Here is a 21,601-nt window from a genome sequence, read left to right as displayed (position 1 = left end):
GCCCATGACCGTGACCCTGCCCACCCCCGCCGAACTGCTGCCCCTGGGGATTCCCGACACGGGCATCCTGATCGACGGCCGCCGCCTGGCTGGCGGCCCCGGCCTGCCCGTTCGCGACCGCTACACGCAGGCGCCGGTCGCCGAAGTGGCGCAGGCCACCCGCGAGCAGGTCATGCTGGCCGGCCGTGTCGCGCGCGCCAGTGTGCGCCTGTCGCCGCCGCCCTACGAGCGTGCGCGCATCCTGGGCCGGGTGGCCGAGCTGCTCGGCCTGCAGCGCCAGGCCTGGACGGACCTGATCGTCACCGAGGCCGGCTTTCCCCGGGCCGACGCCGCCGGCGAGATCGACCGCGCGCTGGACACCCTGCAGCTGTGTGCCGAGGAGGCCAAGCGCATCGGCGGCGAGGTGGTACCGCTGGACGGCAACCCCGGCCAGCAGCACCGCCTGGGCTTCACGCTGCGCACGCCCGTGGGCGTGGTCTGCGCGATCACGCCCTTCAACTCGCCGCTCAATGCCGTGCTGCACAAGCTCGGGCCCGCGCTGGCCGCGGGCAATGCGGTGGTCTTCAAGCCCTCGGGCTTCACCCCGCTGTCGGCCAGCCTGCTGTGCGACACCTTCCTGGCGGCCGGCCTGCCGCCGGGCCTGCTGTCGCTGGTGCACGGCGATGCGCAGGTCGGCCAGTGGCTGCTCGAGTGCCCGGACATCGACTTCTACACCTTCACCGGCAGCACGCGCGTCGGCGAAGCGATCCAGGCGGGCGCGGGGCTGCGCCGCACCCAGCTGGAGCTGGGCAGCATCGCCTGCACCCTGGTCTGCGCCGATGCCGACCTGGACCTGGCCCTGCCGAAGATCGTGCGCGCGTCCTTCCGCAAGGCCGGCCAGGTCTGCACCTCGGTGCAGCGCCTCTATGTGGAGCGCTCCCTCGCCGAGGCGGTGCGCGAGCGGCTGGCGGCCGCGGCGCGCGCCCTGCCGGCGGGCGACCCGCGCCATGAGGCGACCGTGGTGGGGCCGCTGATCACCCCGGCCAGCGCGGCACGCGCCATGGGCTGGGTCGAGGAAGCCGTGGCCGGCGGGGCCCGCGTGCATGCGGGGGGCACCTGCTCGGGCGCGGTGATGGCGCCGACCGTGCTGGCGGGTGTCCGGCCGGGCATGAAGGTCCTCGACGAGGAGATCTTCGCCCCGGTGGTCTGCGTGCTGGCATTCGACACCCTTGAGCAGGCCATCGAGGACATCAATGGCACGCGCTTCGGCCTGGCCAGCGGCATCTTCACGCAGCGCATCGACCGCGCCTTCCATGCCGCGCGCGCGCTGAAGGTGGGCTCGGTCTACATCAACGAAACCTCCAGCGCGCGGGTCGATGGCATGCCGTACGGCGGGCTGAAGGACAGCGGCCACGGCAAGGAGGGGCCGCGCTACGCCATCCGCGACATGATGGACGAGAAGGTCGTGACGGTCTCGCTGCCGGGCCTGTGAGCCCGGCGCGGGCCCGGCCGGCTCAGGCGTCCGGGGGCGCGAGCCGGTAGACGCGTGCCGCGGTGCCGCTGTAGAGGGCCTGCTTGTCGGCCGCGCTCGCGCCGGCCGTGATGCGCTTGAAGGCGTTCCACAGGACGACGTAGCTGCAGCAGCCCTTGTCCACCGGGAAGTTGCTTTCGAACATGCAGCGCTGCGGGCCGAACAGCTCGATGCAGGTCTCGATGTAGGGCCGCCAGGCCTGCGCGAGCTCCTGCGAGCCGGGGGGCAGCGCGCGGTCGGCGAAATCGAACCCGAACAGCCGCATGCCCAGGCCGCCGAGCTTGACGCAGACGTTGGAGCAGTCGGCCAGCTCGCGCAGGCTGGCGGTCCATTCCCGCCGCACGGCCTCGCGGTGGCCGGCGTAGGGGCCGATGCCGAGCACGCCGCCCACATGGTTCAGGACCAGCGTCGTGCCCGGGAACTGGCGCGCCAGGCTGGCGAGCTCGGGCAATTGCGTGTGGTAGACCCAGGCGTCGAAGGACAGGCCCAGGGGCGCGAGCTCGGCGAAGCCGGCACGGAAGGCCGGGTCGGCCATGACGTAGGGCGCGGGCCGCGCGAGCGAGCCGCGCGCGGCCGGGTCGGGGTGCCAGACGGCGCTGTAGCGGATGCCCCGCAGCCGTCCTGCGCCCGCGCGGACCTGGGCCTCCAGCACCGGCCGGACCGCCGCGCCCAGGCACAGGTCGGCATGGCCCACGATGGCCGCCGCCACCTGGCAGCGGCCATCCCCGGCGCTGCGCGCGGCGGCGTCGACCAGGAACTCGGTCTCGCCCAGCGGCCGCAGCGCCACCGGGCCGTCCGTCCGGTACAGGGCCTTGCACTCCACCGCGACGGTGGCGCGAATGTCATGCCCGGCGCCCGTGTCGGCCAGCAGGTCCTCGAGGAAGTAGCGCGCGCCTTCGTGGTCCCAGAGGTGGTGGTGGGCGTCGATGATGGGCAGCCCGGGCTCGAGCGCCTCCTCCTCGCGCAGGGCCAGCCACTGCGGGCGGACGACGAGGTGCGGCACGGCCGGGGCGTCGGGTGGGGTCAAGGCGATTCCTCGGAAGGGAAGGGTCGATCCGGCAGTGGAAGCGGAAGCCTGGCAAGACTTGCCGCAATTCGAAAATGTGAATTAGTTTCCGGTAAAAAGAAAAATTCTAGGTCGAGTCTCCCCTGAGAGGCTCAGGGAAATGCCTGATGCGCCGCGACCCGTGAAGGCGAAAATGCATCTCAAGTTTCGAAGAGAGTTTCTAGAAATCGAAACAAATGCATGGCACGGCCGTCCCCGGTCCCGCGCGATGAACGACCCCGCCCCTTCGGATGCGTCCTCCCGATCGGCGCAGAGGCCCGGCGCCGGCGGGATCCCCCTCAGGAAAGCCGCCAAGCGCATCACGGCCGGCGGCCCGGCCGACGCGACGTGTCCCCTCCTTGCCGACAACACCCCGCGGATCCCCGACTGTGAAGACCACTGACCCCCTGATCGACCTGTCCAGCCTCAGCCACGTGGGCCAGGGCCTGAAGCGGGCCGAGAGCGTGATCGCGACCGCGCGCGGCGAGCTCTTCGTCTCCGACCACGACTGCGCGGTGCGCGCGGTGGACACGGTGCCCGCGCGGCCCCTCGGGATGCCCGAGGGCTTCCTGCCCAACGGCATCGCGCTGACGCCCGCGCGCGAGTTCCTGGTGGCCAACCTGGGCACCACCTGCGGCGGCGGGGTCTGGCGGCTGGACCGGCAGGGGCAGATGCGGCCGCTGCTGATGGAGGTCGAGGGCGTGCCGCTGACCAGCACCAACTTCGTCTCGATCGATGCGCAGGGCCGCACCTGGGTCTCGATGAGCACGCGCCAGGTCCCGCGCGAGCTGGCCTTCAAGGCGCAGGTCGCCGACGGCTTCATCGCCGTCTCGGACGCGCGCGGCGCGCGCATCGTGGCTGACGGCATCGAGTTCACCAACGAATGCCGCGTCGACCCGGGCGGCCGCTGGGTGTACGTGAACGAGACCTACGGCCGCAAGCTCTCGCGCTTTGCCATCCTGGGCGAGGGCGCCGGCTGGAAGCTCGGCCCGCGCGAGGTGGTGCACCAGTTCACCGACGGCGACTTCCCCGACGGGCTTGCCTTCGACGCGGAGGGCGGGGTCTGGGTCGCCTGCGTGGTGTCCAACCGCGTGCTGCGCATCGGCCCGGACGGGCGCGTCCAGGTGGTGCTGGACGATTCCGATGCGCAGCAGGTCGCGGCGGCCGAGGCCGCCTACGCCCGGGGCAGCCTGTCACGCGGCGACATCGACTCGGGCGGCTCCCGCTCGCTGCGCAACGTGAGCAGCGTGGCCTTCGGCGGCCCCGACCTGCGCACGGTGTACCTGGGCAACCTGGCCGGCGACCGCCTGGCGAGCTTTCGCTCCCCCATCGCCGGCGCGGTCCCGCCGCACTGGAACTACTGACTTCCTCGTCGGCCCCGCGGCCCACCAGGCCATCGCGCACCCGGCGGACGGTTCACACCGGGCTCCCGCCAGGGCCGTTGGCATCGGCGCCCGCAGGGGGCCACTCGACCGCGACGAATTGGTCCCGGCCACGCTCCTTGGCGCGATACAGCGCGGCGTCCGCCGCCCTGATGAGGGATTCGACGTCCACCTGCGCGGGACAGACCTCCAGGCCCACGATGCCCATGCTGACCGTGACAGGCAAGGCGGTGCCGGTGCCGGGCAGGGGGACGGGCTCCTCCCGGGTCGCCTCCAGCAGCTTCCTCGCAACCGCCTGCGCCTGGTTGAACCCGGTGTCCGGGAGGACCGCAAAAAACTCCTCCCCGCCGACGCGGGCAATGAAGTCGTCGGATCGCAGGAGCGCCTTCCAGCGACCGGCGACTTCCCGCAGCACGGCATCGCCGGCCGGGTGGCCGAACCGGTCATTGATGGATTTGAACCGGTCCAGGTCCAGGATCATCAGCGCCAACGGGGCGCCCAGCGCCCCCGCTCGCTGCAGCGCCGCCTGGAGGGATTCATCGAATGCGCGCCGGTTGCCCAACCCCGTGAGGGGATCGGTGTGAGCGACCTGCAGGAGCCGGTGGCTCAGCGAGACGGCGCGCCGGTAGCGTGATGAGGCGTTGAAGGCGAAGGCGATGGCGATCGTGGCCAGCACCGTGCCACCGATGGCCGACCACCGCAGGACCGATGTCCGCTTGAACGCCAGCCCGGCCTGGCGGGCGCGGTCCGCGGCGATCACGAAGGCGAAGGGGTGGCGCGAGCTGGCCCGGTACCGGATGTGCCAGGCCTCGCTCGACCCGTCCAGCGCCAGGTCACCGTTGTCACGCGTCAACAACGCTTCCCGGAGATTCCTGGACAACGCCTCGGAGGCCTTGGGGCCCGGCCCCATGGAGATGAGTTGCTGGCCGCTGTAATCGAACAGCGCCACCTGGACGCCAATCCCCTTGGTCGCAGCCGTCCAGAAGTTCACGAAGAAGCCCGAGTTGATCGCGGCAACCCAGCGATGCCCCGGCAGGTCGGGACTCTTGACGTCGATCCAGGCCAGCCAGATCGAGTGGCCGGTTTCGTTCCGCGGCTCGGGGGCCGGCAGGTCCCGTTGGGCGATCGAACCACCGAACCGGACACCCGGGCGTGGCGGGTGGGCCGGGGGGCCGATCCCCTTTGCCACGGCGGCGGATATCGGGTGCCCCACGTTGCCGAGATTGGAGCTCGCGATGATCCGGCCCTGGGGATCGGCAAGGGAGACGCTGCGGATGATGACGTCGTCGAACCGCAGCTCCCGCAGCTTGGCCGAGAACTTGCGCGGGTCGACGGCTTCCGCGCGGGTGGTCAGCGCCGCCAGCGCCTCGAGCGACGAGACCACCCCGTCGAGGGATCGCGAGGCATGATCCTCCAGGACGAACGAATCGGTCTCCAGGCGGTACTGGAGGTCCAGCTCCATGTTGCTCACGATGGCGTCGTGGGCGATCGCGAAGGCAATCCAGATCAGGAGCTGGGTCGAGACCCAGGCGGCCACGAACTGCCAGAAGGTGGACGCGCGCACCCTGGAAGTCGGCAACGCCAAATCAGTCCTTCACGATGATCGGAAGCAGGTCGTGGCGTCGCGCCGCATCGGCGAGGCGTCCATCCTGGCGCACCTGCATGACGAAGGCATTGACCCGGGCCAGCCAGGCCGCCTCGCCCTTGGGGACTGCGTAGGCGTAATCCGTCAGCCTGACGGGTCGGGTCGGCGCAATCACCGAGGCCCATTCGAAGCTGGCCAGCACGCGGCGGCTGTACGGGTAGTCGGTGATGAACACATCGGCGCGGCCGGACTCGACTTCCCGCTCCCGCTCGTTGGGGCGCAGGACCGATTCGAGCCGGGCGTGCTTCAGGAGACCCTGCATCACCGGCTCCATGAACGTGCCCTTCTGGACCACGACGACCCGGCCGGGACGATCGATGTCCTCCCAGCGACGGACCTGGGCGTTGCCGCGGCTCGCGACCGCATACAGGTCGCTTCGGAGATACGGGAGGGAAAAGTCGACTCGCTCCTGCCGCTGCGGCGTGACGCCGACGGCCATCATGGCGATGTGGCAGCGGCGCGCCTGGACGTCGTCCAGCAAGCGCGAGAAGTCCGTCTCGACATAGGTCACCTCGGCGCCCAGGTCCCGGGCCAGGGCTCGCGAGAGGTCGATGTCGATGCCCTGGAGGGCGTTGTTGCGGGGATTCCGGTGGGTGACGCCGAAGTAGTCCGGCCAGATGCACACCTTGAGCGTGCGCGTCTTCTCGATCTCCGGCAGGACCTGCGCATTCGCAGCGTTGAGCCCCAGTGCGCCGAGAGCGATCCCGGCGATGAATTTCGCGAGCATTCCGTGACTGTAATGCGAAAGGGTTTTCATTCTCATCCATCCGTCAACCGCATCCGCAGTTCGCAGGCAAGCCCCTCAGCGCACTGGGCTCATCTGGATGGGAGGGGGCATCCGTCCGGCTCGCGGAGCGAAGCATCCGCAATGCCCCACGGCCGGGCGCCTACGCCGCGACCTTGGCCGCTGCCGGCAACGCGGCCTGCGTGAGCCTGGCGGCAGCCTCCACCGCCTGCAAGCACGCCTGCAGTGCCCGGGCGTCGGCCGAGGGGCGTTGCAGCAGGGCCTCGGCAGCCTGTGCGGCCTCGGCAAGACGCTGCGCGGCGATCGTTCCCGCGTGTCCTTTGAGCGTATGCAGGCAGCGCACGGCGTCTTCGCGTGAGGACGTGTCCAGCAGCCCCGGCAATCGCTGCAGGGTCTCGGCCAGGCTGAGGCGGAAAAGGTCCAGCACGCTTTCCAGCAGCTCGGCGTCCCCCCCGAGGTTCTCGAGCGCGCGTTGACGATCCCAGGCCGGCGGCGCTTCGCGCCCGGCTGCATCCAGTGCGTCTGCAGGATCCACGGCACGCCGTGGCGCCCCGGCCCTGGGGAGGGCCAGGCCCACCTGCTGCAGCACCACCTGGACCAGGTTGTCGATCGCGAAGGGCTTGCCCACATGCCCGTTCATGCCGCCCTCCAGGCAAGCCTGGCGGTCGCTGTCCATCGCGTTGGCCGTCATGGCGATGACCGGCATCGAGCCGAGCCCCGGCATGCCTCGGATCTGCGCCGTCGCCGTGAAACCGTCCATGACCGGCATCTGCAGGTCCATCAGGACCAGGTCGAAGGCCAGCGGTTGGTCGCGCAGGGCCGCCACCGCTTCCAGGCCGTTGGGGGCGATCGTCACCTGCGCGCCCTCGCGCTGCAGCAGCTCGCGCGCGACCTGCTGGTTCAGCAGGTTGTCTTCCGCCACCAGCAGCGAGAGGCCGGCCAGCCGCTGCGGCTTGCGCGGCACCGGCCGGGGCGCAGCACGGGCGGCGCGATCGCCTGCGGCCAATCCGTCGCGAAGCATCGATGCCGTCACCGGCTTGGTCACGCAGCCAGCCAGCAGGTCGTCGGCGCCGGCCTGGCCGGCATCGACCGCTTCGCGTTCGACCGCCGTGGCCAGGGCCAGCAGGTTGGCGGCCTTCGCGCCCGGCAGGCTGCGCAAGGCGCTCAGGCCCTCCCGGCCAGCCAGCCCCGGCAGGCCCCAGTCCACCAGGGCGGCCGAATAGCCCGCGTCCTCTGAAACGCAAAGCGCCATCCCCTGTTCGAACGAAGCGGCCACATCGGCCAGGTAGCCCAGCTGGCGCAATTGCACCGCGAGGGCGGCGCGGGTCCGCGGGTTGTCATCGATGACCAGGGCTCGCTGGAGCGCCGCGGGCAGGTCCGCCGCAGGCGTTTCCACCGGCAGCTCGACTTCCATCGAGAAGCAGCTGCCGTGCCCCGGCCGGCTGCTCACCTCGATCCGGGTGTCCATCAGGCCGGCCAGGCGCTGGCAGATGCTCAGGCCCAGCCCGGTGCCGCCAAAGCGCCGGGTCGTGCCGCCATTGGCCTGCGTGAACTCCTGGAACAGCCGGGCGAGTTCCTCCTCGTTCATGCCGATGCCGGAATCCTCGACCGACAGCCGAATGCGGGCCCGGCCCTCCTGCTCGTGGACCCGCCTGACCGTGACGACCACCTCGCCGCGCTCGGTGAACTTGATGGCGTTGCCGCACAGGTTGATGAGGATCTGCCGCAGCCGGACGTCGTCGCCCACGAGGCGGGCGGGCAGGCCGGCGTCCACGTCGTACACCACCTCCACCGGCTTGGTCCCCACCTGCACCGACAGGATGGTGGACAGCTCGCGCAGCAGGTCGTCGAAGCCGAACGGGCGAGGGTGCAAGGCCATCTTGCCCGCCTCCACCTTCGACAGGTCCAGGATGTCGTTGAGCAGGTCCAGCAGCGCGCAGGCAGCGCCATGCGCCTTGCGGGCGTAGTCCGCCTGCCGGGCATCCAGGGGCGTTCCCTCCAGCAGCGCCAGCATGCCGATCACCGCGTTCATGGGCGTGCGCAGTTCGTGCGTCATGTTCGAGAGGAACTGGCTCTTGGCCTGGCTGGCCTGGAGCGCGCCGTCGCGGGCCGTCTTCAGCTCGGTGATGTCCAGCGCCAGCGCGAACACCCCACGCGCCTGGCCCGTGACGGGGTCTTGGTCCGGCAGGTAATGGACCAGCCAGGTGGCGGACACGCCGGCGGCGCTGCGGTCCTCATGCTCGAACAGCTGGGGCTCACCGCCCAGCACGCGCTGGACCAGCGGCTCCATGCTGTGCCAGAGGTCGGCGCCGAACACCTCGGCCGACATCGGCTGCTCGAGCAGGGTTTCCCGCCGCAGGCCGAACCAGTCGCAGAAGGTCTGGTTGACGAACCGGCAGCGCAGGTCGGCATCCCAGTAGGAGACGCGGGCCGGGATGTTGTCGGTGATCACCCGCATCAGGTGTTCACGCTTGTGCAGCATGTCCTCCACCCGCTTGCGGTGGCTGATGTCCAGCGCGATCTCGATCCAGCCGTTGATCCGCCCGGCCTCATCCCGGGTCGGCTGGATTTCGACATTCATCCAGACGGCGCTGCCATCCTTGCGGCGGTTGATCATCTCCACCCGGCAGCTCTCGCCGCGTGCCGCCGCCTGGCGCAAGGCGGCCCGTGCCGACGGGTCGCCGTCCGGATGCGAGAAGACCGCGCCGATCGGCCGGCCCACGCACTCGTCGGGCTCCCACCCCGTGGTGCGGGTGAAACCCTCGTTCACCCACAGGACCTTCAGCCCGAGGTCCAGGCCGATCACGGCATTGGAGGTGTGCTCGACGACGGTGGCGAGCCGGCGCAGGTCGCGGACCATCTCCGGGTCCCGCAGGCGGGATTGCGCGCGCCGTCCCATGAGCCAACCGGCGGCCCAGGACAGGGGCAAGCAGGCCAGGAGCCCGGCGGCCACCAGGATGTCCGGGCCGGGGATGCCCGCCCGCCAGCCGACGCCCGCGAAGGCCAGCGCCGCCACGACCGCCAGCGCGCAGGCCCGTGCCGCGGCGCCAGGCCGCTTCCATCCAGAGCGAGTGGGCTGGGCCCGCGTCACATCAGGCCATCAGCGGCCGGTGGCAGCCTGGGTGGCTCGCGATTTGAAGCTGGAGACCAGGCGCCCCAGCAGGCCGGGGGGACCTGCCTCGCGGCCCGGGGCATTGCGCGAAACGCCGGGGGCCTCCCGGCCCGCCAGCAGGTCCAGGAACTTGCCGATCGCATCGATGCAGGCCTGGGGTGTGGTCAGGTGCGGGCAGTGGCCCGGATTGCGGATCACCGCCAGCGTGCAGTCGGGGAGGGCCGAAGCCATGAAGTCGCCGACGGCGCGGGGAGCGACCATGTCCTGGTCGCACTGCAGGAGCAGGACCGGCTTGGCCAGTCCCGGCAGCTGCCCCCGCAGGTCACCCAGGAAGGTGGCGCGGGCCAGCTTGACCAGCGCCTCGGGCCGGGCACGGCAGAAGGCCGAGGTCAGTTCCTGGGCCATCGGGTCGTTGGCGTCCGGCGCCAGCAGCAGGGGCATCATGGCCTGCGTCCAGGCCTCGACGTCCGTCTCCATGAGGCCCAGGGTCTGGTCGAGTACCGCCCGGTCGAAACCGCCGCGATAGTCACCGTCGTTGAGGTAGCAAGGGGAGGGCGCGACCATGGCGTGCGCGGCGATGGCCTGCGGCGCATGGGCGTCCGCCAGCAGGCCGATCATCGTGCTCACGGAATGGCCGACCACGATGCAGCGGCCGTTGCCGAACGCTTCGGCCACGGCTGCGATGTCCCGGGCATGGCCGTCCAGGTCGGCGTACCGCTGCTCGCTCCAGTCGGAGTGGAGGGACGCGCCAAAGCCCATGAGGTCCATCCGGATCACGCGGGCGCGGGCCTCGAAATGCGGCGCGACGAAGCGCCACATCGCCTGGTCGCATCCCAGGCCATGGACGAAGAGCAGCGTGTCGGCACCCTCGCCGGAAAACCGCAGGTTGTGGCGTTGCTGGAGCTGGGCCTGGATCGGACTCAAAGGCATACGAACTCGCGAAGGAGGAGGCGGAGTGTGTCGGCGTAGGCGCGCTCGTAGGCCCGGTCCACGGCGACCGACTCGCTGTCGTGGGGGCCGGAGTTCACCTCCGCCAGGAGCAGGGGTTGACCGTCCGCCCCGGTGACCCAGGTCTGGCCGCAGGCCAGCCACCCCTGCGGGTCGGAGCGGGTGGAGAAGGCGTGCACGTGGTACGCGCCCAGGGGGGGACTGATCCGTTCTTGCATGGAATAAGCCCCCCAAGGCTAATTCCCTCGCGTTGCCTTGCCTTAGGTGAATTCCTGTTCATTTTGAGCATTTGCCTTGCGTGGGCGGGTGGACGAAGGCGGCGGGATCACCATCGCGCCCCACGCTGCCTTCGGCTCGGGGGGGAGGGCGGTCAGCCGGTCAGGGCTTGCCGTCGCAGGTGCCCGGCTGGGCCATCTCGAGCTTGGCCACGTCCAGGCGACCCTGTTCCTCGGACACCTGCTCCAGGTCCGCGCCACCGACGAAGACCCCCAGCTTGATGAACTGGCGGATGAAGTAGTTCTTCCCGGCGTCCAGCATCACCTCCAGGGCGTTGGGCGAGAACTCGGACTCGGTTTCGAACCGGTAGCGCTTGCCGCCCGGGAGCTGCGTGTAGAAGAACACGTCCGGAGCGCTCTCGCCGAGGCACTTGCCGTCGATGTGGATGTCCTTCTTGAGCGCCCGGCCCACCGCGCTGTTCCGGTACACGTAGACGCCCGCCTGGCCGGCGGCAGGGGCGTCGAAGGCCTTGGCCCGGGTGGCTTCCTCCTTGGGGGCCAGGTTCACGGAGGCGCAGCCGGTCATCAGGAGGGCTGCGGAAAGGGCCAGGAAGGGCGCGGTCTTGTTCATGGGGCTGTGATCCGGTGAGGGTGAGCCGCCGGCTCGGCGGCCGGGGCAGTCTAGGATCGCCCGCCATCGGGTCCGCCCGGGTTCGCGGCCGGAGCGGATCGGAGGCACCCGAAGGTGGCCCTGCGGTCGGGTCGTCTCGCCCGGGCGGGCGAGGGCGAAGCCCGGCGCCCCGGGGCCGGCCCCTGCGGCTGGAATGGCCGGGTCGGCGGGCTACAATGGCGGGTTACCGTGGGTGGGCGGGCGCAGGCCTGGCACCCCCGTGCGCACCCGCCAGAACACTTGAACTGACCAGAGAGATACACCATGGCCGTGACCGTTGAAACCCTCGAGAAGCTCGAACGCAAGATCACGCTGACGCTGCCCGTCGGCGCGATCCAAGCCGAGGTCGATACCCGCCTCAAGCGCCTGGCGCGCACCGTCAAGATGGACGGCTTCCGCCCGGGCAAGGTGCCGATGTCGGTCGTGGCCCAGCGCTATGGCTACTCGGTGCAGTACGAGGTCATGAACGACAAGGTGGGCGAGGCCTTCGCCCAGGCCGCCAACGAAGCCAAGCTGCGCGTGGCCGGCCAGCCCCGCATCACCGAGAAGGAAGGCGCGCCCGAGGGCGAGCTGGCCTTCGACGCCGTGTTCGAGGTGTTCCCCGAAGTCAAGATCGGTGACCTGGCCGAAGCCGAAGTCGAGCGCCTGACCGCCGCCGTGGACGACGCCGCCATCGACCGCACCATCGACATCCTGCGCAAGCAGCGCCGCACCTTCGCCCAGCGCGCCCAGGCCGACGCCGCCCAGGACGGCGACCGCGTCACCGTCGACTTCGAAGGCAAGATCGACGGCGAGCCCTTCGCCGGCGGCAAGGCCGACGGCTTCCAGTTCCTGGTCGGCGAAGGCCAGATGCTCAAGGAGTTCGAGGACGCCGTGCGCGGCATGAAGTCCGGCGAGAGCAAGACCTTCCCGCTGTCCTTCCCGGCCGACTACCACGGCAAGGACGTCGCCGGCAAGCAGGCCGACTTCCTGGTCACCGTGAACAAGATCGAGGCCGCCCACCTGCCCGAAGTGAACGAGCAGCTGGTCAAGTCCCTGGGCATCGAGGCCGGCACCGTCGACGCCCTGCGCGCCGACATCAAGAAGAACCTCGAGCGCGAGGTCAAGTTCCGCCTGCTGGCCCGCAACAAGTCCGCCGCCATGGACGCCCTGGTGGCCAAGGCCGAACTCGACCTGCCCAAGTCCAGCGTCGCCGCCGAAGTCGACCGCATGGTCGAAGGCGCCCGCGCCGACCTGAAGCAGCGCGGCATCAAGGACGCCGACAAGGCCCCGATCCCCGCCGAGCTGTTCCAGGCCCAGGCCGAGCGCCGCGTGCGCCTGGGTCTGGTGGTCGCCGAGCTGGTCAAGGCCAACAACCTGGCCGCCACCCCCGACCAGATCAAGGCCCACGTGGACGAACTGGCAGCCTCCTACGAGAAGCCCGCCGACGTGGTGCGCTGGTACTTCAGCGACAACCGCCGCCTGGCCGAGGTCGAGGCCATCGTGATCGAGAACAACGTCACCGAATTCGTGATGTCCAAGGCCAAGGTCAACGACAAGTCCGTCTCGTTCGACGAGCTGATGGGCCAGCAGGGCTGATGCCCCTCGGCGGGCCCGGGCGGCCCGCCATGGCCATGGGGTTCGTCCGTCCTTGTTCCGGGGCGGCCGGACCCCATGTCGTTTTTGGCTACAGTAAGGGCCACGCAACGGAGTCACAACTACATGAGCGCACTTGATACCCAGGCCCTCGGCATGGTGCCGATCGTCATCGAGCAGTCCGGCCGCGGCGAGCGGTCCTACGACATCTACTCCCGCCTGCTGCGCGAACGCGTGGTCTTCCTGGTCGGCCCGGTCAATGACCAGACCGCCAACCTGGTGGTGGCGCAGCTGCTGTTCCTGGAGTCCGAGAATCCCGACAAGGACATCTCGTTCTACATCAACAGCCCCGGCGGCAGCGTGTCGGCCGGCATGGCCATCTACGACACGATGAACTTCATCAAGCCGCAGGTGTCCACCCTGTGCATGGGGATGGCCGCCAGCATGGGCGCCTTCCTCCTGGCCGCCGGCGAGAAGGGCAAGCGCTTCGCGCTGCCCAACTCCAAGATCATGATCCACCAGCCCCTGGGCGGCACCCAGGGCCAGGCCACGGACATCGAGATCCACGCCCGCGACATCCTCAAGACCCGCGCGCAGTTGAACAAGATCCTGGCCGAGCGCACGGGCCAGCCCCTGGAGAAGATCGAGCGTGACACCGAGCGCGACTACTTCCTGGAGGCCGCGGAGGCCAAGGACTACGGCCTGGTCGACCAGGTGATCGACAAGCGTCCCTGACGCCGCAGCCCCGGCAACGGCGCTTCTCGCCCCGGGAAGCGCCGTTTTCGTTTGGTTATCATTGAATCTCAAGTTACGAGGCACGCCCACATGGCCGACAAGAAAGGCTCATCCAGCGAGAAAACGCTGTACTGCTCGTTTTGCGGAAAGAGCCAGCACGAGGTCAAGAAACTCATCGCGGGACCTTCGGTCTTCATCTGCGACGAGTGCATCGACCTGTGCAACGAGATCATCCGGGACGAACTGCCCGCCGGCGAGGAGCCCAAGGAGGCCCGGGGCGACCTGCCCACGCCCGCCGAGATCAAGACCAACCTCGACAACTACGTGATCGGCCAGGAGCCCGCCAAGCGATCGCTGTCGGTGGCCGTCTACAACCACTACAAGCGCCTGCGCCACAAGGACAAGGCCAAGAAGGACGACGTCGAGCTCACCAAGAGCAACATCCTCCTGATCGGCCCCACCGGCTCCGGCAAGACCCTGCTGGCCCAGACCCTGGCGCGCATGCTGGACGTGCCCTTCGTGATGGCCGACGCCACCACGCTGACCGAGGCCGGCTACGTGGGCGAGGACGTCGAGAACATCATCCAGAAGCTGCTGCAAAGCTGCAACTACGAGGTGGAGCGGGCCCAGCGCGGCATCGTCTATATCGACGAGATCGACAAGATCTCGCGCAAGTCCGACAACCCCTCCATCACCCGTGATGTGTCGGGCGAGGGCGTGCAGCAGGCCCTGCTGAAGCTGATCGAAGGCACCATGGCCAGCGTGCCGCCCCAGGGCGGTCGCAAGCACCCGAACCAGGACTTCCTGCAGATCGACACGACCAACATCCTGTTCATCTGCGGCGGCGCCTTCGCCGGCCTGGAGAAGGTGATCGAGCAGCGCACCGAGGCCTCCGGCATCGGCTTCGGCGCGGCGGTGCGCTCCAAGAAGGAGCGCTCGCTGACCGACACCTTCCGCGACGTCGAGCCCGAGGACCTGATCAAGTTCGGCCTGATCCCCGAGCTGGTGGGCCGCATGCCCGTGGTCGCCACCCTGGCCGAACTGAGCGAGGACGCCCTGGTCCAGATCCTGACCGAGCCGAAGAACGCGCTGGTCAAGCAATACAGCAAGCTGCTGGCCATGGAGGGCGTGGACCTGGAGATCCGTCCCAGCGCGCTCAAGGCCATCGCCCGCAAGGCGCTGGCGCGCAAGACCGGCGCGCGCGGCCTGCGTTCCATCCTTGAACAATCGCTCATCGACACCATGTTCGACCTGCCCACCACGGACAACGTCGAAAAGGTCGTGGTCGACGAAACGACGATCGAGGAGAACAAGCCCCCCTTGCTCGTCTATCGCGAAGCCGCGAAAAAGGCCTGAGGCCTTGTCGTTTTCCGGGTTGAAAAACAAGCCAGCCGGTCCACACTCGACCGGGTAGAGAAAGGATTTTCATGTCCGGCCACGTCCCCCTGCCGTCCGACCCGATCGAGCTGCCGCTGCTGCCGCTGCGCGACGTGGTGGTCTTCCCCCACATGGTCATCCCGCTGTTCGTGGGGCGACCCAAGAGCATCAAGGCCCTGGAGGCCGCGATGGAGGCCGAGCGCCGCATCATGCTGGTGGCCCAGAAGGCCGCCGCCAAGGACGAGCCCGCCGCCTCGGACATGTTCGAGGTCGGCTGCGTCTCCACCATCCTGCAGATGCTCAAGCTGCCCGACGGCACCGTGAAGGTGCTGGTCGAGGGCCAGCAGCGCGCCCGCGTCAGCCGCATCGTCGATGGCGAACAGCATTTCACCGCCACCGTGGTGCCGGTCGACCCGGCCGCTGGCCATGCCGCCTCGGCCGAGGTCGAGGCCCTGCGCCGCGCGGTGCTCCAGCAGTTCGACCAGTACGTCAAGCTGAACAAGAAGATCCCGCCGGAGATCCTCACCAGCATCTCCAGCATCGATGACCCGGGCCGCCTGGCCGACACCATTGCCGCCCACCTCCCGCTCAAGCTGGACAACAAGCAGGTCGTGCTGGACCTGGCCGAGGTCGAGGACCGCCTGGAGAACCTGTTCGAGCAGATCGAGCGCGAGGTCGACATCCTCAACGTCGACAAGAAGATCCGCGGCCGCGTCAAGCGCCAGATGGAGAAGAACCAGCGCGACTTCTACCTGAACGAGCAGGTCAAGGCCATCCAGAAGGAGCTCGGCGAAGGCGAAGAGGGCGCCGACATCGAGGAGATCGAGAAGAAGATCAAGGCCGCCAAGATGCCGCAGGACGCGCGCAAGAAGGCCGAGGCCGAGCTCAAGAAGCTCAAGCTGATGTCGCCCATGTCGGCCGAGGCCACCGTGGTGCGCAACTACATCGACGTGCTCGTGGGCCTGCCCTGGAGCAAGAAGACCAAGATCAAGCACAACCTCGGCCATGCCGAGGACGTGCTGAACGAGGACCACTTCGGCCTCGAGAAGGTCAAGGACCGCATCCTCGAGTACCTCGCGGTGCAGCAGCGCGTGGACAAGGTGAAGGCGCCGATCCTGTGCCTGGTCGGCCCCCCGGGCGTAGGCAAGACCTCGCTGGGCCAGTCGATCGCCAAGGCCACCGGCCGCAAGTACGTGCGCATGGCGCTGGGCGGCATGCGTGACGAGGCCGAGATCCGCGGCCACCGCCGCACCTACATCGGCGCGCTGCCGGGCAAGGTGCTGCAGAACCTGAACAAGGTCGGCACCCGCAACCCGCTGTTCCTGCTGGACGAGATCGACAAGCTCGGCACCGATTTCCGCGGCGACCCGTCGTCCGCGCTGCTCGAGGTGCTGGACCCGGAGCAGAACCACACCTTCAGCGACCACTACGTCGAGGTCGACTTCGACCTGTCGGACGTGATGTTCGTGGCCACCTCGAACTCGATGAACATCCCGCCGGCCCTGCTGGACCGGATGGAGGTGATCCGCCTGTCCGGCTACACCGAGGACGAGAAGACCCACATCGCCATCAAGTACCTGCTGCCCAAGCAGATGAAAAACAACGGTGTGAAGGACGAGGAGCTGCAGGTCACCGAGGCCGCCGTGCGCGACGTGGTGCGCTACTACACCCGCGAGGCCGGCGTGCGCTCTCTCGAGCGCGAGCTCTCCAAGATCTGCCGCAAGGTGGTCAAGGGCCTTCAGCTCAAGAAGATGACGCCGCAGGTGGCCGTGACGCCGGAGAACCTGAACGAGTTCCTCGGCGTGCGCAAGTACACCTACGGCCGTGCCGAGGCGCAGAACCAGGTGGGCCAGGTGGTCGGCCTGGCGTGGACGGAAGTCGGCGGCGACCTGCTGACGATCGAGACCGCGCTGATGCCGGGCAAGGGCAACATCCTGCGCACCGGCTCGCTGGGCGACGTGATGAAGGAGTCGGTCGAGGCCGCCCGCACCGTGGTGCGCAGCCGCTCGCGCGTGCTGGGCATCAAGGACGAGGCCTTCGAGAAGAAGGACATCCACATCCACGTGCCCGACGGCGCCACGCCCAAGGACGGCCCCAGCGCGGGTATCGCCATGACCACGGCCCTGGTCTCCGCGCTCACCGGCATCCCGGTGCGCGCCGACGTGGCCATGACCGGCGAGATCACGCTGCGAGGCGAGGTCACGGCCATCGGCGGCCTGAAGGAGAAGCTCCTGGCAGCCCTGCGCGGCGGCATCAAGACGGTGCTGATCCCCGAGGAGAACACCAAGGACCTGCAGGAGATCCCCGAGAACGTGAAGAACGGGCTGGAGATCGTGCCGGTGCGCTGGATCGACAAGGTGCTGGAGATCGCGCTCGAGCGCCAGCCCACGCCGCTGCCTGAGGACGAGGCCGTGGCCGTCGCCGCGCCCGCCACGCCCGATGGTTCGGCCGCCGCGCCGGGCACCGGCACCGGCTCGGTGAAGCACTGAGGAAGATTTCGAAAGTTTTTTTCCTCGCTTCCCGGAAAGGGGCGATTTTCGTCATAGAATAGCGGTCTTCCGCGGGAATAGCTCAGTTGGTAGAGCGCAACCTTGCCAAGGTTGAGGTCGCGAGTTCGAGTCTCGTTTCCCGCTCCAATTCAAGAAGAAAAGGGAAGCTCACGCTTCCCTTTTTTCTCGACGGAGTTCGGCGCGGTAGCAAAGCGGTTATGCACCGGATTGCAAATCCGTGTAGGTCGGTTCGACTCCGGCCCGCGCCTCCAACACAAACAAGCACTCAGCGCAGCAATGCCTGAGTGCTTTGTTTTTGGGGCTGGGCGGCAGGGCAGGGCGGGGCTAGCATGCCTCGATGGCCTGTCGACGCTCGTGGCTCCTGTACCCGCTGGGCTTGCTGGCGGGCTGTGCAGCCCTCCTGCCCGGGGCTGACGTTTCCTTCCAGGAGATCGCGTTCGCGGTTGCGCCCGAAGCGGCCGTGCAGGTCCCTGAAGGCATGGGCTGTATTGCATCCAATGACCGCGGTTCCTGGCACTTCCAGGCGCCGGGTGCCGTCCGGGTCAAGCCATCGATGCAGCCGCTGCAGGTCATGTGCCACCTGGCGGACGGCGCGTCGGCGGCGATGGCGCGCATCCGCCCGCAGGGCGCCCAGGTCGAGCGGGCGGACCGGGCCGCCGGATTCGGCGCAGGGGTCGGGGTGGGCGCCGGTGCCGTCGTCGGGGCCGGCCTGGCGGCCTTTGCCGGCGTCGCAGCCGGCGGACTCATGCTGCCCCTGATGCTGGAGGGGTACGCCATCGGCGACGGCCTGGGCGGGGCGATCGGCGCCGCCACGGCCGGTTCGGGGACCCGGGGAAGGTTCGCCTATCCGCCCCACATCATCCTCAAGGTCGAGATTCGCCGCCCCTTCCTTTTCGTTGCGCCGCAACCCTGAGTCGCACTTTGGTTCTAGGCTGCTTCAATGGTAAAAATGACTACTTTGTGTTAGGCTAATTCGGAATCGCTAGCCCATCCTTCTGGGTTTTTCGTGGCCTTATTCCGTTATTTCCTCGTCCTGGCCCTGTTCGTCGCGAGCTTGGCGGCACGCGCGACGGACAGGCCTTTGCGGGTCGCCGTCCTCGACAGCTCGGTGCCCATGTCCTACCGCGACGCCAAGGGCGAGCTCACCGGTTTCACCATCGGCATCATCCGTGCCGTCTGCGAAGAGCTGCGCGCCACCTGCACCTACAAGGTCATCACCCTCGACAAGGTGATCGATGGCCTGCTCGCCGACGAGTTCGACATTGCCGCCATCGGCCTGCTCGACACCCCCGAGCGCCGCGCCAAGGTGCTCCTGAGCAAACCCTTCTTCCGCTCGCGCTCCATCTGGTTCACCAAGCGGGGCGTGCGCCCGGGCGCGCCGGGTGCGCGGGTGGCGGTGGTCGCCGGCTCCGCTCAGGAAGCCTATGTGCGCTCGCGGGGCTGGGTCGTCGAGCCGCTGCGCAGCAACGACCAGGTCGCGCAGGTGCTGCAGGCGGACCTGGCCGATGCGGGGCTGGTCCCCATGCCCACCGCGATCGCGCTGATCCAGCAGCCGGGCTTCGAGAAGCTCGGCCTCATGTCGCAGGCCCTCGATGCCCCCGGACTCGGCGGCGACGCCTGCTTTGCCATCTCGCCCCGGCAGCCGGAGCTCAAGGTCCGCGTCGATGCGGCGCTCGACCGAATCCGGCGCGATGGCCGCCATGACAAGATCAATTCGCAGTTCCTTCCGTTCCGGATCGACTGACGGCCTGACGCGATGACCCCCGTGGCACCGACCGTGGAAGCAGGCGTAGGCACGGGGCGGCTGCTGGCGGTCATGGCGGTGGTGGTGAGCCTGCTGTTTGCCGTCGGGATCGGACTGATCGCGTGGGACCAGCGCCGGGTGCTCTCCGAGGCGGCCCGCATGCACGACGAGACCCTGCCGCAGATGCGGCGCCACCAGCAGCTCGCGCGTAACCTCGAGCGGCTCCATGAGGAGGGCGAGAATGTCTTCGCCTCCACCTCGCCGGAAGGCCGCCAGCAGGCCCTGTTCATGGTCAAGCTGATCGCCGCCCACCCCAGCCTGGTGGACGACAGCCGGGCGCGCGAGATGGCAGCGCAGTCCCAGCGGCTGCTGCAGGCCGCGGTCGAGCGCGCCGAGGTGGATCCCGCTGCCCTGGGCCGGCACCGGGAGGCCTGGCGGCAGCAGTCCCGGCAGCTGGCCCTGCTGGTGGACGAGCTCTTCAACGACAGCGTGAACCTGGCCGCAGCGGACCTCCAGCGCGTCTCGGACCGCATGGAGGGCGCGCGCAACAAGCTGTACGTCGTCCTGCCCCTGTTCATCGCGACGGTCCTGTTCCTGCTGTGGCAGGTGCACCGCCTGCTGGTCCGACCCCTGCTCGGCATGAACCGCGTCCTGTCGCGCCTCGACACTGTGGATCCTGCTCTCGAGCTGGAGCGGTCTCCGCTGCGCGAGATCGCCGCCGTCCAGGCCGCCCTCCGCGCGCTGCGCGAGCTGCTGGCGCAGAAGGAGCAGAGCCGGGTCGCGCTGGAGGAGCTGGCGAGCCAGGACGACCTGACCGGCCTGCTCAATCGCCGCAAGTTCATGGAGATGGCCCAGGCCGAGATCAGCCGCGATCACCGGCACCGCCGGCCGGTGGTGGTGGTCATGGCCGACATCGACCAGTTCAAGGCCATCAACGACACCTACGGCCATGCAGCCGGCGACCGGGTGCTCAAGGCCTTCGCGGCGCTGCTCAAGGGCGGCCTGCGCGAGACCGATGTGGTGGGGCGCATCGGCGGCGAGGAGTTCGCCCTGGTGCTGCCGGAGGTCGCGCCGGAGATCGCGGCGCGGCTGGTGGAGCGCATCCGGCAGCAGTTCGCCCAGCGTCCGATCGACCTGGGCGAGGGGCGCACGCTCCACGCCACTTTCAGCGCCGGCATCGGCGATGCCTCCGATGTGTCGCTCGACGCCGCCCTGCGCCGCGCCGATGCCGCCCTCTACGAGGCCAAGGCCCAGGGACGCAACCGGGTGCAGATCGCGCCCGGTTAGGCGCGCCTGGGGGCCGGTGCGTGGCTCAAGCCGGCAGGCCGACGGTGCCGGCCTGTTCGTTGCGCCGGTCTCGCTGACACAGGCCCTGCGAGCGAGTCATTGCGTCGGCTTTCAAGAGGCCCGAAAAGTGATGTATACTTGCGGCTTCCGCGGGAATAGCTCAGTTGGTAGAGCGCAACCTTGCCAAGGTTGAGGTCGCGAGTTCGAGTCTCGTTTCCCGCTCCAATTCAAAAAGGAGAAGCTTAGGCTTCTCCTTTTTTCTTTGCGCATCTGAATTACATTGGCCACTGCTGGCCTCGATGGTGAAATTGGTAGACACAGCGGACTTAAAATCCGCCGCCCTTTGCCGGGCGTACCGGTTCGATTCCGGTTCGAGGCACCATCCGGTCAGGCAGCGTTCCGGCGCGAGAGCATCATGTCCCATTACAACGCCCCCTTCGAGATTCATGTGCACGGCGACGTGCCGCTGCGCGCGGACGTGACGTTCGCGCAGTTGCAGGAGGCGCTCAAACCCCTTTGGAAATACATCGGCGCCAAGTCGCTGGCCGATGCCGCCGAGAGCGCCTACGAAGAGGAGCCGGGCATCCGCTTCGATGCCACCGCCCACCTGCTCACCATGTGCTGGACCCTGTCCGGCGACGAGGACTTCCGCCAGGCGCTCGACGAGATGTGCATGAGCCTCAACGAGCTGGCGTCCCAGGGCGCCGCGGTCGAGGTCACCTTCTACGACACCGAGTTCGACGAGGAGGAGGCCCCGCCCGAGGAGGACTCGCGCGACGATTTCCTGATGCTCTTCGTCGGCCCCACGCCGGCCGCGATCATGCAGGTGCAGCGGGACCTGCTGGTGGAGGACGTGATCCACCTGATGGAGCGCCACTTCGATGCCTCCGAACTGGGGGGCGTGGTCGCCGAGGTCGATCGCCTGTTCAGCCAGCGCTTCGACGCGCTGGTGAGCTCGCTGGAGCTGGGCAAGCCGCCGCGCGGCAGTGGCGGGCCGGGCTCCGGGGGCTCGCACGGCGGTGGCCGACGCCCGCGGCACCTGCACTGACCCCCCCCGCATCGCTGCCCAGGCCGGACTCGTTCCGGCCTTCGCGTTCCTGG

At 68.9% G+C, this 21,601-nt stretch carries 17 protein-coding genes and 4 tRNA genes; 14 read left to right on the top strand and 7 right to left on the bottom strand.

Annotation, left to right across the window (positions count from 1 at the left end):
• Positions 1-4: 4 nt before the first annotated feature.
• Positions 5-1,471, top strand: a complete 1,467-nt coding sequence (locus tag ACT80S_RS01040) for an aldehyde dehydrogenase family protein (RefSeq protein WP_377411571.1) — start codon at positions 5-7, stop codon at positions 1,469-1,471.
• Positions 1,472-1,493: 22 nt separating this feature from the next.
• Here ACT80S_RS01040 and ACT80S_RS01035 read toward each other — a convergent pair whose 3' ends face one another.
• Entirely contained in the window at positions 1,494-2,537 is a 1,044-nt protein-coding gene (locus ACT80S_RS01035; RefSeq protein ID WP_377411569.1) for an amidohydrolase family protein, read from the bottom strand.
• 407 nt (positions 2,538-2,944) lie between these two features.
• Between ACT80S_RS01035 and ACT80S_RS01030 the strand changes: the two genes are divergently transcribed.
• Complete coding sequence (locus tag ACT80S_RS01030; protein ID WP_377411567.1) at positions 2,945-3,919, top strand: SMP-30/gluconolactonase/LRE family protein; 975 nt, start codon at positions 2,945-2,947, stop codon at positions 3,917-3,919.
• A 52-nt stretch (positions 3,920-3,971) separates the two neighbouring features.
• On the opposite strand, the gene ACT80S_RS01025 is transcribed toward ACT80S_RS01030, so the two are convergent.
• The 6 genes from ACT80S_RS01025 to ACT80S_RS01000 all read right to left on the bottom strand — a co-directional run bounded on the left by ACT80S_RS01025 (position 3,972) and on the right by ACT80S_RS01000 (position 11,233).
• Positions 3,972-5,522 (bottom strand): GGDEF domain-containing protein, encoded by a 1,551-nt coding sequence (locus ACT80S_RS01025; RefSeq protein ID WP_377411565.1) that lies wholly within the window; start codon positions 5,520-5,522, stop codon positions 3,972-3,974.
• 1 nt (position 5,523) lies between these two features.
• Positions 5,524-6,339 (bottom strand): substrate-binding periplasmic protein, encoded by an 816-nt coding sequence (locus ACT80S_RS01020; protein WP_377411563.1) that lies wholly within the window; start codon positions 6,337-6,339, stop codon positions 5,524-5,526.
• A 130-nt stretch (positions 6,340-6,469) separates the two neighbouring features.
• Complete coding sequence (locus ACT80S_RS01015; RefSeq protein ID WP_377411561.1) at positions 6,470-9,343, bottom strand: PAS domain-containing hybrid sensor histidine kinase/response regulator; 2,874 nt, start codon at positions 9,341-9,343, stop codon at positions 6,470-6,472.
• A gap of 84 nt (positions 9,344-9,427) precedes the next feature.
• Positions 9,428-10,369, bottom strand: a complete 942-nt coding sequence (locus ACT80S_RS01010) for an alpha/beta fold hydrolase (RefSeq protein ID WP_377411559.1) — start codon at positions 10,367-10,369, stop codon at positions 9,428-9,430.
• Positions 10,360-10,605 (bottom strand): hypothetical protein, encoded by a 246-nt coding sequence (locus ACT80S_RS01005; RefSeq protein WP_377411557.1) that lies wholly within the window; start codon positions 10,603-10,605, stop codon positions 10,360-10,362. The genes ACT80S_RS01010 and ACT80S_RS01005 overlap by 10 nt, the downstream gene beginning before the upstream one ends.
• Before the next feature lie 160 nt (positions 10,606-10,765).
• Positions 10,766-11,233, bottom strand: coding sequence for a DUF2846 domain-containing protein (locus ACT80S_RS01000; protein WP_377411555.1), 468 nt, complete (start codon positions 11,231-11,233; stop codon positions 10,766-10,768).
• Positions 11,234-11,536: 303 nt separating this feature from the next.
• Here ACT80S_RS01000 and tig point away from each other — a divergent pair, with 303 nt between their 5' ends.
• The 12 genes from tig (at position 11,537) to ACT80S_RS00940 (ending at position 21,548) form a co-directional block, all read left to right on the top strand.
• Positions 11,537-12,850, top strand: coding sequence for a trigger factor (gene tig / locus ACT80S_RS00995; RefSeq protein ID WP_377411553.1), 1,314 nt, complete (start codon positions 11,537-11,539; stop codon positions 12,848-12,850).
• 123 nt (positions 12,851-12,973) lie between these two features.
• Positions 12,974-13,582: an ATP-dependent Clp endopeptidase proteolytic subunit ClpP gene (clpP, locus tag ACT80S_RS00990; RefSeq protein WP_377411551.1), complete on the top strand. Its 609-nt coding sequence runs from the start codon at positions 12,974-12,976 to the stop codon at positions 13,580-13,582.
• Positions 13,583-13,672: 90 nt separating this feature from the next.
• The gene (clpX, locus tag ACT80S_RS00985) at positions 13,673-14,938 is read left to right on the top strand and encodes an ATP-dependent Clp protease ATP-binding subunit ClpX (RefSeq protein ID WP_377411549.1); all 1,266 of its coding nucleotides are present in this window, start codon (positions 13,673-13,675) and stop codon (positions 14,936-14,938) included.
• Positions 14,939-15,009: 71 nt separating this feature from the next.
• The gene (lon, locus tag ACT80S_RS00980) at positions 15,010-17,448 is read left to right on the top strand and encodes an endopeptidase La (RefSeq protein ID WP_377411547.1); all 2,439 of its coding nucleotides are present in this window, start codon (positions 15,010-15,012) and stop codon (positions 17,446-17,448) included.
• A gap of 71 nt (positions 17,449-17,519) precedes the next feature.
• Positions 17,520-17,595 (top strand) — tRNA-Gly (locus tag ACT80S_RS00975).
• Positions 17,596-17,646: 51 nt separating this feature from the next.
• Positions 17,647-17,720, top strand: a tRNA-Cys gene (locus tag ACT80S_RS00970).
• An 86-nt stretch (positions 17,721-17,806) separates the two neighbouring features.
• Positions 17,807-18,382 carry a hypothetical protein gene (locus ACT80S_RS00965; protein ID WP_377411545.1) on the top strand — a complete coding sequence of 192 codons (576 nt, stop codon included), beginning with the start codon at positions 17,807-17,809 and terminating at the stop codon, positions 18,380-18,382.
• A 93-nt stretch (positions 18,383-18,475) separates the two neighbouring features.
• Positions 18,476-19,213: a substrate-binding periplasmic protein gene (locus tag ACT80S_RS00960; protein WP_377411543.1), complete on the top strand. Its 738-nt coding sequence runs from the start codon at positions 18,476-18,478 to the stop codon at positions 19,211-19,213.
• Positions 19,214-19,246: 33 nt separating this feature from the next.
• The gene (locus tag ACT80S_RS00955) at positions 19,247-20,500 is read left to right on the top strand and encodes a GGDEF domain-containing protein (protein ID WP_377411541.1); all 1,254 of its coding nucleotides are present in this window, start codon (positions 19,247-19,249) and stop codon (positions 20,498-20,500) included.
• Between the two features lie 149 nt (positions 20,501-20,649).
• Positions 20,650-20,725: transfer RNA gene (locus ACT80S_RS00950), tRNA-Gly, on the top strand.
• Between the two features lie 68 nt (positions 20,726-20,793).
• Positions 20,794-20,882, top strand: a tRNA-Leu gene (locus ACT80S_RS00945).
• A 33-nt stretch (positions 20,883-20,915) separates the two neighbouring features.
• Complete coding sequence (locus ACT80S_RS00940; RefSeq protein ID WP_377411539.1) at positions 20,916-21,548, top strand: DUF6806 family protein; 633 nt, start codon at positions 20,916-20,918, stop codon at positions 21,546-21,548.
• Positions 21,549-21,601: the final 53 nt, after the last annotated feature.

Source organism: Ramlibacter sp. MAHUQ-53, from assembly GCF_052600055.1.
The sequence above is the reverse complement of the archived record's forward strand: the minus strand, read 5'-3'. Positions and strand labels throughout refer to the sequence as shown.

Excerpts from the sequence above, each read along its gene's own strand:
- ACT80S_RS01040 (WP_377411571.1), top strand. The coding sequence starts at position 5 with ATGACCGTGACCCTGCCCACCCCCGCCGAACTGCTGCCCCTGGGGATT.
- ACT80S_RS01020 (WP_377411563.1), bottom strand. The coding sequence starts at position 6,339 with ATGAAAACCCTTTCGCATTACAGTCACGGAATGCTCGCGAAATTCATC.
- ACT80S_RS01010 (WP_377411559.1), bottom strand. The coding sequence starts at position 10,369 with ATGCCTTTGAGTCCGATCCAGGCCCAGCTCCAGCAACGCCACAACCTG.
- ACT80S_RS01005 (WP_377411557.1), bottom strand. The coding sequence starts at position 10,605 with ATGCAAGAACGGATCAGTCCCCCCCTGGGCGCGTACCACGTGCACGCC.
- ACT80S_RS01000 (WP_377411555.1), bottom strand. The coding sequence starts at position 11,233 with ATGAACAAGACCGCGCCCTTCCTGGCCCTTTCCGCAGCCCTCCTGATG.
- tig (WP_377411553.1), top strand. The coding sequence starts at position 11,537 with ATGGCCGTGACCGTTGAAACCCTCGAGAAGCTCGAACGCAAGATCACG.
- clpP (WP_377411551.1), top strand. The coding sequence starts at position 12,974 with ATGAGCGCACTTGATACCCAGGCCCTCGGCATGGTGCCGATCGTCATC.
- clpX (WP_377411549.1), top strand. The coding sequence starts at position 13,673 with ATGGCCGACAAGAAAGGCTCATCCAGCGAGAAAACGCTGTACTGCTCG.
- lon (WP_377411547.1), top strand. The coding sequence starts at position 15,010 with ATGTCCGGCCACGTCCCCCTGCCGTCCGACCCGATCGAGCTGCCGCTG.
- ACT80S_RS00965 (WP_377411545.1), top strand. The coding sequence starts at position 17,807 with ATGGCCTGTCGACGCTCGTGGCTCCTGTACCCGCTGGGCTTGCTGGCG.
- ACT80S_RS00940 (WP_377411539.1), top strand. The coding sequence starts at position 20,916 with ATGTCCCATTACAACGCCCCCTTCGAGATTCATGTGCACGGCGACGTG.